At 65.5% G+C, this 15,949-nt stretch carries 17 protein-coding genes; 13 read left to right on the plus strand and 4 right to left on the minus strand.

Annotated elements, in window-relative coordinates; genetic code table 11:
- From LWC34_RS04305 to LWC34_RS04330, 6 genes are all read left to right on the plus strand, one after another.
- Entirely contained in the window at positions 1 to 663 is a 663-nt protein-coding gene (locus LWC34_RS04305) for a hypothetical protein (protein WP_233723088.1), read from the plus strand.
- Entirely contained in the window at positions 663 to 2,123 is a 1,461-nt protein-coding gene (locus LWC34_RS04310; RefSeq protein ID WP_233723089.1) for a proton-conducting transporter transmembrane domain-containing protein, read from the plus strand. The genes LWC34_RS04305 and LWC34_RS04310 overlap by 1 nt, the downstream gene beginning before the upstream one ends.
- The gene (locus LWC34_RS04315; RefSeq protein WP_233723090.1) at positions 2,120 to 3,619 is read left to right on the plus strand and encodes a hydrogenase large subunit; all 1,500 of its coding nucleotides are present in this window, start codon (positions 2,120 to 2,122) and stop codon (positions 3,617 to 3,619) included. The genes LWC34_RS04310 and LWC34_RS04315 overlap by 4 nt, the downstream gene beginning before the upstream one ends.
- 103 nt (positions 3,620 to 3,722) lie before the next feature.
- Positions 3,723 to 3,932 carry a hypothetical protein gene (locus tag LWC34_RS04320; RefSeq protein WP_233723091.1) on the plus strand — a complete coding sequence of 70 codons (210 nt, stop codon included), beginning with the start codon at positions 3,723 to 3,725 and terminating at the stop codon, positions 3,930 to 3,932.
- 17 nt (positions 3,933 to 3,949) lie between these two features.
- Complete coding sequence (locus tag LWC34_RS04325) at positions 3,950 to 4,720, plus strand: hypothetical protein (protein WP_233723092.1); 771 nt, start codon at positions 3,950 to 3,952, stop codon at positions 4,718 to 4,720.
- Between the two features lie 325 nt (positions 4,721 to 5,045).
- Positions 5,046 to 5,423, plus strand: a complete 378-nt coding sequence (locus LWC34_RS04330; protein ID WP_233723093.1) for an ArsR/SmtB family transcription factor — start codon at positions 5,046 to 5,048, stop codon at positions 5,421 to 5,423.
- A 263-nt stretch (positions 5,424 to 5,686) separates the two neighbouring features.
- On the opposite strand, the gene LWC34_RS57905 is transcribed toward LWC34_RS04330, so the two are convergent.
- Complete coding sequence (locus LWC34_RS57905) at positions 5,687 to 6,364, minus strand: pyridoxamine 5'-phosphate oxidase family protein (RefSeq protein WP_233723094.1); 678 nt, start codon at positions 6,362 to 6,364, stop codon at positions 5,687 to 5,689.
- A gap of 398 nt (positions 6,365 to 6,762) precedes the next feature.
- Here LWC34_RS57905 and LWC34_RS04340 point away from each other — a divergent pair, with 398 nt between their 5' ends.
- The 7 genes from LWC34_RS04340 to LWC34_RS04370 all read left to right on the plus strand — a co-directional run bounded on the left by LWC34_RS04340 (position 6,763) and on the right by LWC34_RS04370 (position 13,791).
- Positions 6,763 to 6,966, plus strand: a complete 204-nt coding sequence (locus LWC34_RS04340; RefSeq protein ID WP_233723095.1) for a hypothetical protein — start codon at positions 6,763 to 6,765, stop codon at positions 6,964 to 6,966.
- A gap of 738 nt (positions 6,967 to 7,704) precedes the next feature.
- Entirely contained in the window at positions 7,705 to 8,076 is a 372-nt protein-coding gene (locus LWC34_RS04345; RefSeq protein ID WP_233723096.1) for a hypothetical protein, read from the plus strand.
- A gap of 932 nt (positions 8,077 to 9,008) precedes the next feature.
- On the plus strand, positions 9,009 to 9,878 hold the full coding sequence (locus LWC34_RS04350) for an ABC transporter ATP-binding protein (RefSeq protein ID WP_233723097.1): 870 nt from the start codon (positions 9,009 to 9,011) through the stop codon (positions 9,876 to 9,878).
- A 22-nt stretch (positions 9,879 to 9,900) separates the two neighbouring features.
- Positions 9,901 to 10,620, plus strand: a complete 720-nt coding sequence (locus LWC34_RS04355; RefSeq protein WP_233723098.1) for an ABC transporter permease — start codon at positions 9,901 to 9,903, stop codon at positions 10,618 to 10,620.
- Positions 10,617 to 11,585, plus strand: coding sequence for an ABC transporter substrate-binding protein (locus tag LWC34_RS04360; protein WP_233723099.1), 969 nt, complete (start codon positions 10,617 to 10,619; stop codon positions 11,583 to 11,585). Before LWC34_RS04355 ends, LWC34_RS04360 begins: the two co-directional genes overlap by 4 nt.
- Positions 11,585 to 13,018, plus strand: coding sequence for a UbiD family decarboxylase (locus LWC34_RS04365; protein ID WP_233723100.1), 1,434 nt, complete (start codon positions 11,585 to 11,587; stop codon positions 13,016 to 13,018). Before LWC34_RS04360 ends, LWC34_RS04365 begins: the two co-directional genes overlap by 1 nt.
- Positions 13,018 to 13,791: a GntR family transcriptional regulator gene (locus tag LWC34_RS04370; RefSeq protein ID WP_233723101.1), complete on the plus strand. Its 774-nt coding sequence runs from the start codon at positions 13,018 to 13,020 to the stop codon at positions 13,789 to 13,791. Before LWC34_RS04365 ends, LWC34_RS04370 begins: the two co-directional genes overlap by 1 nt.
- Here LWC34_RS04370 and LWC34_RS04375 read toward each other — a convergent pair.
- From LWC34_RS04375 to LWC34_RS04385, 3 genes are read right to left on the minus strand one after another with little or no spacing between them, the layout of a single operon-like run.
- On the minus strand, positions 13,736 to 14,434 hold the full coding sequence (locus LWC34_RS04375) for a GntR family transcriptional regulator (RefSeq protein WP_233723102.1): 699 nt from the start codon (positions 14,432 to 14,434) through the stop codon (positions 13,736 to 13,738). The two genes, LWC34_RS04370 and LWC34_RS04375, sit on opposite strands and share 56 nt — an antisense overlap.
- A gap of 10 nt (positions 14,435 to 14,444) precedes the next feature.
- A complete protein-coding gene (locus LWC34_RS04380; protein WP_233723103.1) occupies positions 14,445 to 15,347 on the minus strand; it encodes a LysR family transcriptional regulator in 903 nt (300 codons plus the stop codon).
- A 10-nt stretch (positions 15,348 to 15,357) separates the two neighbouring features.
- Positions 15,358 to 15,948, minus strand: coding sequence for a UbiX family flavin prenyltransferase (locus LWC34_RS04385; protein WP_233723104.1), 591 nt, complete (start codon positions 15,946 to 15,948; stop codon positions 15,358 to 15,360).
- Position 15,949 lies beyond the last annotated feature (1 nt).

The following is a 15,949-nucleotide window of genomic DNA, read 5'->3' on the forward strand; positions in this document are numbered from 1 at the left end:
ATGGGCGAGAGCTTGTACGTGCAGCTGCTGGACCTGGCGTGCGGCGGGTTGCTGTTGACCTCGGTGCTGGTGCTGTGGCGTCGTGAGCTGGCGGTGATCATCCGGGTGTTCGCGCTGCAAGGCCTGGCGCTCGCAATCCTGGTCGGTGTCCTTGCCGCACACGAGAACTCCCTTGACCTGTGGGTCGTCGCGATCGGTGTGCTGGTGTTGCGCGCCGGTGTGCTGCCCTATTTGCTCCGGCGGGCGTTGGCCAGCGCGGGTGAGTCCAGAAGAGAGACCCGGCCGTTGGTGAACGTGGCCGCGTCGTTGCTCGCCGCCGCCGTGCTGACGCTGCTGGCGTACGCGGTGTCCCAGCCGTTGGTGCGGCTGGCGCCATCTGCGGCGACGCAGGCGATCCCGGTCGGGATGACCGTCGTGTTGATCGGGTTTTTCGTCCTGGTCACGCGGCGTCGCGCGTTGTCGCAGCTGGTCGGTTTCCTGTTGATGGACAACGGGATCACCGCGGTCGGGTTTCTGACCACCGCCGAGGTCAGTCTCATCGTCGAGCTCGGCGTCTCGCTGGACGTGTTGCTGGCCGCGCTGGTTCTGCAGGTCCTCACCGCACGGATGCGGGAGACCTTCGGCGATACCGACCTGGATGAGCTGCGGGAGTTGCGTGACTGATGATTATCCTTCTCCCTCTTGTGGTTCCCCTGCTCGGCGCGCTGGGCTACGCCGTCGTCGGGTGGCGCCGAGCCACGGCCTGGATGAGTGCGGTGAGCGCCGCCGCGATGCTCACCTCAGCCATCATTCTCGTCGGCTCCGAACCACGCACCGCTCTCGCCGGTCTACTGCGGGTGGATGCGCTCGCGGCGTACATGCTCGTGGTGATCGGTGCGGTGGCACTGCTGGCCACTGTCGCCACTCCGGCGTACTTCATGACCGAGTTCGCGGCGAAGCGTGCTACCGAACGCACTGCGACCCGGCACAGTGTGCTGGTTCAGCTGTTCCTGGCTGCGATGGCCTTGGCGGTGCTCGCCGCGAACCTCGGCGTGTTGTGGATAGCCATCGAGGCCACCACCATCGTGACCGCGTTCCTGGTCGGGCAACGTCGCACCAAGGCGGCGGTTGAGGCGGCGTGGAAGTACGTGGTGATCTGCTCGGCGGGCATCGCGCTGGCGCTGCTGGGCACGATCGTGCTCAACTTCGCCTCCTCGCGCGCGCCCGGCGCGGCCGGTCTGGACTTGACGGCATTGGCGGCCACCGCGTCCAATCTGGATCCTGGAGTCACCCGGATCGCGGTGGTGTTGCTGATTCTCGGGTTCGGCACCAAGGCAGGGCTGGCACCGCTGCACGCGTGGCTGCCCGACGCGCACAGCCAAGCGCCCGCGCCGGTGTCGGCCCTGATGTCCGGAGTGCTGCTGTCGGTGGCGTTCTACGCGATCCTGCGGGTGAAAGTGATCGCCGACGGCGCGTTGGGCACCGGGTTCACCCGCATGCTGCTCGCGGTGATGGCAGTGGCGTCGTTGGTGCTCGCGGCTTCTTTGCTGCTGGCGCAACAGGATTACAAGCGGATGCTGGCCTATTCGAGTATCGAGCACCTTGGCCTGGTCGCGCTTGGCGCGGCGATCGGCAGCCCGCTCGCGCTGACCGCGGTTCTGCTGCACGTTCTAGGTCATGGGCTGGCCAAGGGTGTGCTGTTCCTTGGTGCCGGGCGGATCCTGCAGGTGACTGGCACCAGCCGGATCGACGGGGTACGTGGCTTGGCCGGGCCTCATCCGGTCCTGGCCGGTGGGATCGGGTTCGGCGTCTTGGCGCTGATTGGCTTGCCGCCGTTCAGCCTGTTCGCCAGTGAACTGGGCCTGTTTCGCGCCGGATTCGCCTCCGGCCTGGGTTGGCTGGCCGCGATCGCGCTGGTCCTTGTGCTGATCATCGCCGCGGCTCTGGTCACGCACACCAGCCGGATGCTGCTGGGCGCCACCCCGGATGGCCCGGGAACGGCTACCGGGACTCGCCAGGTACCAGTGCCTACCGCGTTCGCCCTGATCGGCGGGCTGCTGGTGTGCGCGGCACTGGGCATTACGGCCGGGCCGCTGGCCGCCCTGCTGGATTCGGCCGTCGACACTCTGGTGGGGGCACGATGAGCACTCTAGGTGAACCGGTCGGTCGGCGCCGTACCGCACTGACCGTCGCTCCGGGCGAACTGATGCAGCAGGCGCGTTCCTTGGTGGACAACGGATATCGGGTGGCGCTGGTCGCCGGTCACGACGATGGCGACCGGCTTCGCGCGGTGTACTTGTTCACCGCCGTCAACCCGGACAGGCGTGTGGATGTGCATGTCCCACTGGACCGCGAAGCCCCACAGGTGCCGAGCCTGGCCGGCTTGTCCTTCGCCGCCGGGCGCTTCGAGCGGGAGATGCGCGACCTGTTCGGGATCGTGCCCGCCGATCACCCCTTGCCGAGGCGCCTCGTCCGGCATTTCCATTGGCCGCGGGGCTGGTATCCGATGCTCGCCGACGCGGGCGAACCGCCGGAGTTCGGTGGCGTCGACGGCCCTTATCCATTCAGGACAGTGGAAGGGCCCGGGGTGTACGAGATCCCGGTCGGCCCGGTACACGCCGGGATGATCGGTCCTGGCCATTTCCGGTTCTCCGTGGTGGGTGAGACGATTCTCAACCTCAAGGCCCGGTTGTGGTTCGTCCACAGAGGACTTGAGAAACTGTTCAACGGCCGCAGGCCCGAGCACGCGATCGAGCTGGCCGAGCGGGTCAGCGGCGACACCACCGTCGGGCACACGCTGGCCTTCTGCCAGGCGATCGAAGACGCCAACCAACACGAGGTTTCCCCCGACACGCGACGGATCCGGGCGATCCTGCTGGAACTGGAACGCCTCTACAACCACATCACCGACATCGGCGCGCTGTGCAACGACGTTGGCTACGGCATTCTCAACACACACGCGGGGCGCGTCCGCGAACAGCTGTTGCGGATCAACGACACAGTGGCCGGCCACCGGCTGCTGCGCGGAGCCATCCATCCGGGCGGTGTCACCATCGCTGCCCTACCCGACGTCGCCCGGCTACGTGCCATTGGTGCGGACATCGCTGAGATCGTCGCGCTCGCGCTCAGCAACACCGTCGTGGCCGACCGGTTCACCGGCACTGCCGTGCTCACCCGTGAACAATCCACCGATCTCGGCACCCTCGGTTATGTCGCCCGCGCCAGTGGCCTCACCACCGACGCTCGCTACGACCACCCCGCCCTCGATGCGGACATTCCGCGCGTTCAGCACACTCACACCGATGGTGACGTCCTGTCCCGATTCCTCGTTCGCGCCGAGGAAGTCGCCGCGTCCATCGACATGATCGACACACTGGCCGGTGCGGCGGGCGGCACACCGGTGTCACCGCTCGGCTCCGCCGCCGGTGCGTCCGGGGTGGGGATCGTCGAGGGGTGGCGGGGGACGATCGTGCACCGTGTCGAACTCGCCCGGGACGGCACGCTGACCCGGGTCAAGATCGTCGACCCGAGCTTCTTCAACTGGCCTGCCCTGCCGGTCGCGCTGGCCGACACGATCGTCCCGGACTTCCCACTGACCAACAAAAGCTTCAACCTGTCCTACGCTGGCAACGATCTCTGACCATGTGACGTACCAGTTCGATCTAAGAGTTGCGAATTTCTTTAACTGCGTAGATGATGTACTCCATTGTCGGTGTCTGCATGGCATAACGAGGGTGGGGATGATGAAGGAGTTCACGACGACCTTGCGCAGCCAGGTCGATCAGGCCAAGCAGGCAATGACGGTGGCCCGGCGAGTCGGCCACGACTATGAGGTTCACCTGCACGGCGCGCGGATCCGCGACCTGCTCGACGTGGCCGCCCGGCACGGCATCGACGCCACCGGCTGGGTGGACCGCACGATGCTGGACGACGCGAAGCTCGGGGCCTCGTGACATCCAGCAGCCGCCTGGTGGCAGTGGTCAGCGACGGCAGCGCCTTCACCGACCAGGACATCCCGGTAGAACCCTTGCTGCGCGGGTACGCGGCGCTGATCCACGAGTCGTCCGGTCTGCCGACCCTCGTGCGACCTCTTGGCGTCGGCGCCCCGCAGCATTTGCAGGCCACGCTCGGCGCCCTGTCAAAGACGGTCGGCGCGGTCCTGTTGCCACACGTCACACCGGATCGCGCCCACGCCGTGCGCCGCGCGGTCAGCGACATGCCGATTGTCACTGAGCACGACACCACCGCGATCGCACTGACCGCCGCGCTGATGACCACCCTCACCCGCGGCGGTCACCCGCTGACCTCCAGCCGCGTCGTGATCGCGGGCGCGAACACCATGCCGTTGCTGTCCCCGCTGCTGGTGACCGCGGGGATCGGCGACATCACCACCTGGAACCGTGCGGACGCCGTCGCGTTTCCCTTGCACCGCGTCGCCGCCGGAGCCCACGCCGTGATCGACCTGCTCGGCGGGCTCGCCACGGAATTCGACGCCCTCGTCGAACCTGTCGTGCTCACCCGCCGTGACCCACGCATCCCGCTGCTCGCCCTGCCAGGCCTGCTGCGCGCACTCACAAAGGCCCCGAATACGAGGCTGGACGTCGAGGTCTACCACGCCTGCGCCCTGGCCCTCGTGATGGCCACGCCGCCTGACGAACGGTTACCCCTCGGTCCGGACCGCGCCCTCACCCGTCGGGTCGCCGACGCCGCGACTCAGGCGCTTCACCAGCCAGCTCAGTAGGAGACTCCGAGCGCTGCCGGGCAAGCGGCGGACATGATGGTTTCCGGCTTCGTGTTGACCAACGAACGCCGGAACCTGTCCTATGCTGGCCACGAGCAGTGGCTGGATCAGAATCCGCTGGTCATGAGGTGCGAAGCCGTGGCCATCGCGTCCCGACGGAGGTCGCGATGCGGTCGTGGACCGCAAGCTTTGCAAGTTTGCTAAGATTGGCAATTGCTGAACTATGCGGCCAGGAGCTGTGTCCTGCCGTTGTCGCACCAGGAAGGATCGGTGGCATGACGACGAGCAATGGCCATCGCGACTCGGCTGTCACCAGGGGGACCACGTGAGCAGGCCGCTCTACCAGCTTAAAGCCGAGTTCTTCAAAACACTCGGGCACCCAGCGCGGATTCGTGTGCTCGAACTGCTCAGCCAGCGTGAACACGCGGTCTCCGAGATGCTGCCTGAAGTGGGGATCGAGGCTGCGAACCTGTCACAGCAGCTGGCTGTGCTGCGCCGGGCGGGTCTGGTGACGACCCGTAAGGAAGGCTCGACCGTCTACTACAGGCTGACCAGCCCGATTGTCGCGGAACTGCTCGCCGTCGCACGCAAGATCCTTACCGAGGTGCTGTCTGGGCAGGTCGAACTGCTGGAAGATCTCCGCGAACCGGCGTCCACGGTTCCCGTACCGAGCCGTACGACGCGGCGCAAGTCGCGGCAGTAGGTCTGCACACTGAGCCGTCGCGTGACGGCGTGCCCAGGCGATGATGCTGTGTGCTTGGGCGGTAAGGAATTCTCGCCATGTCGGGCCTGGTGGCGTGCGTCGGGCCGTGTAGTTCCGTGTCTCAGGACCAGAAGTTCGGCGTCTCTGCTGGTTTCCGTGAGCGATCTCAGCCGGTGCTTGGTGAATTCCGGGGTGAGCATGCGGCGCAACGCTTTCGTGATCACCTGGAACCTCGGGTCGTTCGATGTTGGCAGATCGGTGCGCTAGGCGTACGCACTGTCGAGCATTTCGTAGCCAGTCACGATTTCCGGATCGATGCGGATCACATAGTCCATCTGCTGCCGCACCCAGGGATGCAGCATCTGCTCGTAGCGCACCACCTGGCCAGAATCCGTGACGAGTCGGGCGACACCTGTCACGACCACGCTCCACCCCAGACGTGTCCGCACGTCGATCGCGTCCGCCTCGTAGGCCACCACCATGCCGACCGTGCCCAGCACGGCTGCCCGCAGATGAGTGCGCACAAGGACCGCGCCGTCGTCGACAACATGGTTCAACAGCCGGATCGCTGGCAGCGCATGCTGATTGAACACCATCCGGCCGATGGACACGCTACCGAGCAGACGAAGCGATTGCTCCCTCGGCAATTCCTTCAGCCACCGCGGCTCACTGTCCATCGTGGACCTTCTTCGTCTCGGACCGTTCCTGATCGATGGGGCTGGAGTCAGCGGGCCGTAGTCGCCGTCGTAGTGCCGATAGAGCACCGCGCCCTGACCGGTGGCGCGGTCACGGAAGAACTGGTACGGCATCTCGGTCATGGTCAGCCGATGCACTGCCTGCTTCGCGGTGGCCTCCGGCACGGGCTGGAGGTTGATCGTCAACGGCACTCTAATCGGCGTCGAGGGCGCCACCCCGGACACCACGATGTCCTCAGTGAGCACCTTGCTACACCTCCTTGCCGCCACAGCTCCGCCGACTAAGAATCTATAGAGTCAATAGTTATGAAATCATGCAACTCTTGAGGCTTGAGCCGATAGGGTCCAAAGTCCTGAACATCCCGTAGTCGCCCCAGCGAGCGTCAGCACAGCTGCGGTTGTCGTTGTGTGGCGCCCAGTTCGGTGACCTGCTGCTCTCGGAAGGCAAGCGGCGCCAGCGGTCGCAAAGTCGCAGTGCGGCGTTTCGGAACCTCGCGAACATGCGGACGCCGGTGCGGCGCTTCGTCTCGCGCGTGCGTGTTCTCGCACGACCTAGCAGTTGCAAAAATGCTTAAGTGTGAACATAATGCATCGGTCACTGACACGGGTAGCCGTTGCCCACGTGCCGGACGGGTGTAGGGATGATGAGCGAGTTCGAAGCAGTCGTGCGCAGCCAAACCGACCAGGCCAAGCGAACGCTGACGGTCGCGCGGCGAGCTGGTCATGACTATGAGGTCCATCTAGACGCGGCACAGATTCGGGATCGGCTTGACGTGGCGGCCGGGCACGGGCGTCGGCAGAGCGGCCGGGTTGACCCGGTACTGCGATCGGCGACGTTGGGAGAGTGACCGTTGGCGTGTCGGTGTATCGGGCGAAGTTCGCATTGTCTCGCGTCGTGGCGGACGACGGCCGGAAACCTGGTGTGCCAATGGTCGGACGCGATTGGGACGCCGCGGCTGTTGGAGCACACCCCGTGACCGCGGACGGTCCGGTGGTCGCCGTCGTCAGTGATGGCAGCGCGCCCGCCGGTCAGGCCACGATGCTGGAGCCGCCGGCGACAAACCGCTCACCGCCCTGCACGACGAATTGGCCTCGCTCCGCCACCGGCTCGACACAACATCTGCCAATCGTCCGTCGTGTCCTTTCAAGGTAGCGCGTTCCGCCACGGCTGCGGCTAAATCGGCTGACGACAGTTCTGCGACCTCGCCGGACTACGACTGCTGCTCCTCTCTTTTAGTCATGCGCAAACGAAGAAACAGTCAGATTTGTGGTCGAGGTAAGACGTCAGCGATGAGCCGTATGTCCAATTTTTGGTTACCCGAACTGAAATGTTCACACGATCGGGTAAATCCGAACGTGAGTGTGCCCTGTGGGAAGTAACGATGGCTGTAGATTTCCGATGAAAGAGAAGAACCCTAATCGGGTGATCGGTTCGCAAGGCACCCCGTTTGTAGATCCAAGCTCACGCAGTGTGACCTCGATGAAGTTGTCTGCATGGAGATGTGCCTGGGCGTAGTTGAGGCTACTGGTAATCAGCCACGGCCATATTGTCTCGATCGTCAGTTGATATGAGGAAGTGATGTTTGATGAACATCGATACAGCGTTGAAAGAAGCCATGTCCATCGGTGGTGCCGTCGGTGCTGCCTTGGTCGACTATGAGAGTGGAATGTCGCTCGGTACCAACGGCGGAGGTGATTGGCTGAACCTGGAGATTGCGGCGGCTGGAAACACCGAGGTCGTTCGATCGAAACTTCGAGTGATGTCCGTGCTCGCACTCAATGACAACATCGAGGATTTTCTGATCACGTTGCATCGCCAGTACCACCTGATCCGGTTGCTGGACGCCGTGAAGTCCAAGACGTCACTGTTTCTGTATTTGGTCCTGGAAAGAGAGCTGGCCAACCTCGCATTGGCGCGGCACCACCTCAAGCGCATCGAATCCAGCCTGCAGATCTAAGGGGCATTCGCTTTGCGGAACCCCCCAAGTGCTGGTTGTGTATTGACGGAACAACCTGTTCGCCGCCTGGGACAACGCTGAAGCCGTCGGCGTGTAACGCGACAACGACCGCGAAGCGCGGCACCTTGTCGATGGGTTGGATTCATGCGGCAAACAGCCGCAACCGGAGCCCATACAATTGTTTTCGCGATGTCGTTTCCGTGCTCGGATACGGCAGAACACCCTTTGCCGCTGGCCAGGTCGAGCACAGTCGGCGTGCGTGGCGCGCCGCTGGTGCGGGTATGGGTCGCCCGTAACCGGCGGTGCGATCACGCTGGTCGTCAGGATGCTGGGTCGGATCCTGGCGGGTCAGAGGCGAGGTGGCCACGAAGCAAGGCACGTCACGTGTCGCGACTGGCATGCTGCCGTTGAGTATGGAGCACTTCGCTGGCGGTACCTGTCAGACCTCTACTTCGGACACAGCGACTGCCGGGCAGCGACCACGATCTTCTGCGCTTTCACCAGGTCGACGTTATTCGGGCCGAGGCTAATCAGACCGCATCCAATCGGTGCTCGTTGATAAGTCCATTGAGGACACGAGTGACCACTGTGGGCGCATGCTGTGCGCGCATCGCTGATGAAGTCATAGCCCGGCAGGACATTCGCGCACTGGTCCTTGGTCGACGAGATCGTGCACCTGAACCGCGACGACACGACGCGCGCCGGTCAAACACCTAGTGTCGACACTAGCTGTCGGATGCATCGAATCGGCACGAGCGCTTCCATGGTAAGGCCTGTTCAGTATTGACATGGTCGACCTGTGAGAGTCAAACTCCCTTGAGAAGTGTCGACACTATCGACACTCTTGATGGAGCGATCTGGCAAAGGAGCCGTCGTGAGTGATCAACCCTTCCGGGGCGCACTCCACCAGACGCCGAGCGCGGGAGCGGCCCATGCGTAACGTCGCCTTGGTGGCAAAGGGACTGCGGCTGGGGCATCGGTCCCGGCGTGGCGGCGGGTTCACCCTGGCGTGCGCCGATCTGGATTTGCACATCGACGAACGCGAGTTCGTCGTCATCGTCGGGCCGAGCGGGTGCGGCAAGACCACCTTTCTCGAGGCGGTCGCCGGGCTGGTCCCGGTCGCGGGCGGTTCGCTTGAGCTGCACGGCAAACGCATCAACGGCCCAGGGCCGGAACGCTCGTTGGTGTTCCAGCAGGCGTCGTTGTACCCGTGGCGCGATGTGCTCTCCAATGTCCTGTTCGGACTGGAGATGCAGGGAAGGCTCACCGGGCAGAGCACGCAGCGCGCACACGACCTGCTCGAGGTAGCTGGTCTGGCCCACGTCAAACAGAAGTATCCACACGAGCTTTCCGGCGGTATGCGGCAGCGGGTCAACCTGGCCAGGGCACTGGCGACCGACCCCGCGCTGCTGCTGCTCGACGAGCCGTTCAGCGCGCTGGACGCGCAGAACCGCGAGATCCTGCAGGACGAGCTGCTGCGGATCTGGCAGTCCGACGAGGCGCGCAAGACCGCGCTGTTCGTCACCCACGACGTGAACGAGGCTGTGTTGCTGGCCGACCGTGTCCTGGTGTTCTCGTCGTCACCAGGCCGGGTCGCGCTGGAGATCACCATCGACGCGCCGCGCCCGCGTGACGCCGCCTGGCGGCGCAGCGCGGAGTTCATCGCATACGGCGACAAGATCATCGAGGCGCTGCGCAGCCCGCACACCGAATCGAGGACCGATGACGACGATGTCACTGCCGGCGACGCTGGCCAAACCAACAACAACGGAAAAGTCCACATGGGCGCGACGACACCGTAGTGCCCTGCTCGGTGTCGCCGGCATGGTCGTCGTGCTGGTCTGCTGGCAGCTGTCGACCGCACTGGGCATTGTGGACGTCAACTTCAGCAGCAACCCGGTGCGCACCTTCAATGCGGGCGTCGAGCTGTTCAGCACCGGCGCGATGTGGAAGCCGCTCGGCGTGACCGGCTACGAGCTGTTGTGGGGCCTGGGAATCACGTTCCTTGCCGGTATCCCGATCGGTCTTGTGCTCGGCCGCAGCCGAGTCCTGTTCGACATGACCGAGCCGATCGTCAACGTGCTGTACTCCGTGCCGTACGTGATGTTCCTGCCGATCATCATCTTCTGGTTCGGCTTGGAGAACACCTCACGGGTGATCGTCATCGTGTGGGCGGCGATCCTGCCGTTGATCATCAACATCACCGCGGGTGTCCGCAACCTCAACAACGACTACTCGCGTGTGGCGACGGTCTTCTGCACACCGAAGCTGAAGTTCTTCTACGCCATCGCCTTGCCAGCCACGCTGCCGTACATCCTCGCGGGTGTCCGGCTGGCGGTTGGCCGCGGCCTGGTCGGTGCGATCGTCGCCGAGCTGTTTCTCGCCAGCGAGGGCCTTGGCTACTTCGTGCAGACCCAGACCGCCAACTTCAACATCGACTCGGCGATGGCCGGGATCGTCCTCCTCGCCGCGATCGCGTTGCTGCTCAACGGAGCGGTGCGACTCATCGAGCGGCGGTTCGTCCACTGGGCAGGTGCGCAATGAAGCTCAAACTGACCGTTCTCGCCTCGATCCTCGCGTTATCCGCCTGTGCGGGCAACAACGCCAACCAAGCCGTGCAGGCCAACGCGCAAGGCGAACTGCCGTTGAAGATCGGGTACACCGCACCCGGCGCCGGCTACGCCGACCTGTACGTCTCGGCCGACCACGGGATCTTCAAGAAGCACGGCCTGAACGTCGAACTGGTGCGCCTCAACGACAGTTCCCAGCTGGTCGCCGGTTTGACCAGCGGCAGCGTGCAGGTCGGCGTCGGTGTCGGCCAGGACACCGCGGCAGCCATCATGAAGGGCACCGACCTGCGCTACGTCGCGATGTCCGAAGCGCACTACAACCTCGAGCTCTGGGCGACGCCGGACATCACCAAGGTCGAGGACCTCAAGGGCAAGAAGGTCGCGATCACCTCACCCGGTTCGCAGAGCGACTTCGGCCTGACCGCGTTGCTGGAGAAGCACGGCTTGACCCGCAACGACGTCACGGGTGTGTTCGTCAAGAGCATCCCGGCCGAGGTCGCGGCGCTGCAGAGTGGCGCTGTGTCGGCACTGCTGACCCAGCCGCCGCAGGGCACCGAGACCCGGGAGAAGGGCGCGGTTCGCGTGGCCACGCTGACCGACCTGGAGTTCCCGCTGGGCATGTACACCGTGCAGGGCAAGTTCCTCGACTCCAACCGCGAAGCCGTCCGCCGGTTCGTCCAAGCCGAGGCCGACGCGCTGAAGTTCCTGCGCGGCAACGAGAAGGAAACGCTGCAGAGCATCCAGAAGTACACCGGGATCGCCAAGCCGGACCTGGCGAAGTACGCCTACGACTTCTTCCTCGGCGTCTGGCAGGACTCACCGGAGGTGGACGAGAAGATCGTCCGGATGGCCTTTGAGGAGGCCGCGGAGATCGCGAAGACGCAGCCGCCGCAGGACGTCGGCAAGTACATCGACAACAAACTACTGGGTGGTGCCTAGTGACAGCCGATCTGCGCGCCTGGCTCGTCGAGGCCGAGAAAGCGGGCGAGTTGCAGGACGTGCGCGGCGCGAGCTGGGATTTGGAGATCGGCGCGCTGTCGCAGGTGAACTACCGGCGTTCGGTGCCCAAAGCCCTGGTCTTCGACGACATCCCCGGCTACGTGACGGGTCTGCGGGTGCTCAGCGGCAGCGTCAGCAACCCGCGTCTGCTGGGTTCGGTGCTGGGTATGGGCTGGAACCACACCGACGACACGCTGATGGCGGAGCTGGCCACAGCACCGGGTGAGTGGATCAGAAAGGCGGCCGACTTCCCCGCCGAGACAGTCGAAAACGGACCATTGCTGGCCAATGTGGACAGCAAGCCGGACATCGATCTGTTGACGTTCCCGGTGCCGCGCTGGCACGAAGGGGATGGCGGCCGGTACATCGGCACCGGGTGCGCCGTGGTCACGAGGGACTACGACACCGGCCGGATCAACCTCGGCGCGTACCGGATGCAGGTGCAGGACTATGGCCGTACGGCGACTGTGAACATCGAGGCGGGTAAGCACGGAGCCCAGCACCTGCGGCGCTGGTTCGAGGCGGAAGGCCGTGCCCCGATCGCGGCGAGTCTCGGTATGCACCCCGCCTACCTGGTCGCGGCCGGTGTCGAGGTGCCCGCCGACGTCGCCGAGTACTCCTACGTCGGCGCGATGCTCGGCTCCCCGGTACGGACGATCGCCGGTCAGGTGACGGGCCTGCCGTTGCCGTACGACGCGGAGATCGCGCTGGAAGGGTGGGTCACGCCGGACGACAAACGCCCGGAAGGCCCGTTCGGCGAATGGACCGGGTACTACTCGGGCTCCCGCGACCCGATCCTGAACATCGACGTCGAACGGGTCTACTACCGGGACGACCCGATCCTGCTCGGTGCACCGCCCGGAAAACCACCGCACGACTACTCGTACATGCGGACCGTGATGAAGTCCGCGATCATCACGGATGCCTTGCGCCGCGCGGGTTTGCCCGGTCTGCGTGGGGTATGGGCGCACGAGGTCGGCGGCGGCCGCTCGTTGCTGATCGTCTCGATCGAACAGCGGTACCCGGGTCATGCACGGCAGGCCGCGTACCTGGCCGCCCAGTTGCCGAACGCGGCGTACATGAACAGGTTCACGATCGTGGTCGACAGCGACGTCAACCCACGTGACCTCGGTGAGGTCATGTGGGCGGCGACCGGTCGATGCGATCCGGAGACCGACATCGAGGTCATGAAGCGCACTTGGGGCAGCCGGGTCGACCCGCTCACGCTGCCCGGTGCGCTGGCGTTCAACAGCCGGGCCGTGATCGACGCGTGCCGGCCGTATGAACGGCTCGCGGACTTCCCGGTGGTGGCCGAGTCCAGTCCGGAGCTGGTGGCGGACGTGTCCCGGCGCTGGCCGGAAGTGGCGGGTTGATGACCGCCGAGGTCACCGCACAGGGATCCGATCTTGCCCGCCTGCGGCAGGAGCTGCTCTTCAGCGCGCTGCGCGGGGTGGAGGGCAGCTCCTCGCTGGCGTTTGTGATCTTCCAGGAGCTGGCGGTGGCCATAGTGGAAGGCCGGCTGCCACCCGGCCACGAGGTCAACTCCGCCGACCTCGCCCGGCGGTTCGACACCTCCCGGACCCCGGTCCGGGAAGCCCTGCTGCTGCTGGAACGTGAAGGCCTGGTGATCGTGCCGCCCCGACGCAGGCCTTACGTCTCACCGGTGGCGTTGTCCCAGGTCAGAGAGATTTACGAGATCCGAGGCAGCCTGTACACGCTGGTCTGCGAGCTGGTCGTCGAGCGCGCCACCGACGAGGAGATCGCCGCTCTCGGGGCCTGGCAGCAGATGCTCGAGCGAGACGCCGCGTGCGGCGACGTGGACGCGTATTTCTGGCACAACGTGGGCTTCCGCAACCACGAAGCCAGGTTGTCGCGGAATCGGGAGCTGCAACGCCGACTCAGTTCGCTCGGTCTGCAGATGCACCGGTTCCGGCACTTGAGCCTGTCACTGCCCGGCCGGTTGAAGCACTCGGTCGCCGACCACGAGCGTCTGGTCCGGGCGTACGCCGACCGCGACGTCGCGTTGGCGTCGGCAGTGAGCAAGTCTCTTGTGTTGCGGGGGTATCGGGCGCTGGAACGGTCAGGCAAGTTCAGCGTTGCGCCTCCACCCAGCCTGAACCCTCGATCGCCTTCAACCCGTTCATGATGATCGACTTCGTGATGGCCACGGCCAGGTGGGCGTCGCCGTCGCGGTAGGCCAGCAGTAGCCGGTCGTGGTCACTGACCGACCTGTCCAGCCTGCCAGGCAGCGACAGGCTCACGTGCCGCCACTGTAGGGTGCGCAGGCCAAGCGAACTGAGTGTTCTGGCGAGCTGGGCATTGCCCGCGACCTCGGCCTCGGCTTGGCGGAACGCGACGTTGTGCCAGAAGTACGAGTCCACGTCGTCGCGCTCGGCATCGGCGACCAGCTTGGCCTGCCAACTCCACAGCACGTCCAGGTCCGGTGCCTTGCGCACGATCAGCTCGCTGACCAGGCCATGCAGGTTGGCCCTGACCTCGTAGACGTCCCGGATCTGGTTCGCGGTCACCGGAGCGACTCGCGGCCTGCGCCGCGCCGGGATCTCGACGAGGCCTTCGCGCTGCAAGGTCAACAGGGCCTCGCGGACGGGTGTGCGGCTGGTCGCGTACCGCTTTGCCAACTCGACGGAGTTCACGTCCGCGCCGGGCACCAGCGTGCCGTCGATGATCTGCATGGCCAGGTCCTCGACGATCCGGTCGACCAGCGAACCGCCGCCGCCCTGCCCGAGCATCTGGCGCAGCATCCGCGCGCCCGTTGCGTTCTGAGTCATTCTTCCGCTGTCACATTTCCCCGGTAGCCACGTCCCGCAATACTTCCAGCAACTGCAGGGCCGCGGCGGAGTGCTCCACGTCTTTCCTGCGTACGGCGGCGATGCGGCGGTACGGCTTGATGCCGCCGATCGGCACCGCGGCCACGTCCGGGCGCAACGCGACCAGCGCGAGCCGCGGCACCGCCGTGACTCCGATCCCGGCCGCGACAAGGCCTTGCGCGGACAGGTAGTCCTCGGTCACGAACCCGATCTGGGGCTCGAATCCGGCAAGGCGGCACATGGTGGCGAAGGCCTGCTCGTAGGGCGGTTCGTGGCCACGGACCACCCACGTCTCGCCCGCGAGCTCAACCAGGTCCACTTCGGACTCCGCGGCGAGCGGGTGCTGCGCGGGCACCAGGACGCACAGCGGGTCGTCGACGAGCGGCAGCCGTTCGATGTCCGCGGGAATCGTGCGGGGCAGGAAGTCGTAGTCCCAGATCAGTCCCAGTTGGATCTCGCCGTCACGCAGCGCGGCGGGGATGTCGGTGGCGTGGGCGGAGCGCAGTCGCACACGGATATCCGGATGGCGGCGCTGGAATTCCTTCACAACGCGGGGAATCAAATCCGCCGCCGCCGTCGGGAACACGCCGAGCCGGACGTGGGTCTGCTGCTTGGTCAGGTCCCGCATCTCCTGCTCGATCGCCGCGATACTGCCCAGCACGCTCGCGCTGCGGTCGGCCAGCAGGCGCCCGGCCTCGGTCAGTTCCACGCCACGCGGCCCGCGCACCATCAGCGGGATGCCGAGTTGCCGTTCCAGCAGGGCCATCTGCTGGGAGACCGCGGAGTGCGTCATGTACAGCGCCTCAGCCGCGGCGGTGAACGAGCCGCGCTCGGCCACCGCCGCGAAGATCTGCAGCCGCCGTACCTCGAGCACAACTCTCCTTCTACTTCGGGCCGGCCAGGTCGCCTTCCCATGGCGCGGGGGCCAGTTCCCATAGTCCCACCCGAGACAGTGCCCGGCGAGCGGTGTGGTCGATCAGGTCGTCGATCGACTTCGGCTGAGGATAGAACGCGGGCACGGGCGGGGCGATGATCGCGCCCGCCTCCGTCACCGCGACCATGGAGCGCAGGTGGCCGAGGTGCAGCGGGGTCTCGCGGACCATCAGCAGCAGCGGCCTGCCCTCTTTCAGGCACACGTCCGCCGCGCGGGTCACCAGGTCGTCGGTGTAGCCCGTGGCCACGGCCGACATCGTCTTGATCGAACACGGGACCACGAGCATCGCGTGCACGGGGAACGATCCGGACGCGATGCTGGCGCCGATGTCCGCGGACGGGTGGACCACGTCGGCCATCGCGCGGATGTCCCGCGGGGTCAGGCCGCACTCGTGCCGGAGCGTGATCATGCCCGCCTTGGACACCACCAGGTGGATCTCGACGTCCTCGATCTCGCGCAGCAGGGCCAGCACTCGTACGCCGATGGCCGTGCCGCTCGCGCCGGTGATGGCGACAACGATCCGCCTTCGTAAAGAACCCATG

The sequence above is a fragment of the Kibdelosporangium philippinense genome (assembly GCF_021390435.2).
Lineage (GTDB): Bacteria > Actinomycetota > Actinomycetes > Mycobacteriales > Pseudonocardiaceae > Kibdelosporangium > Kibdelosporangium philippinense.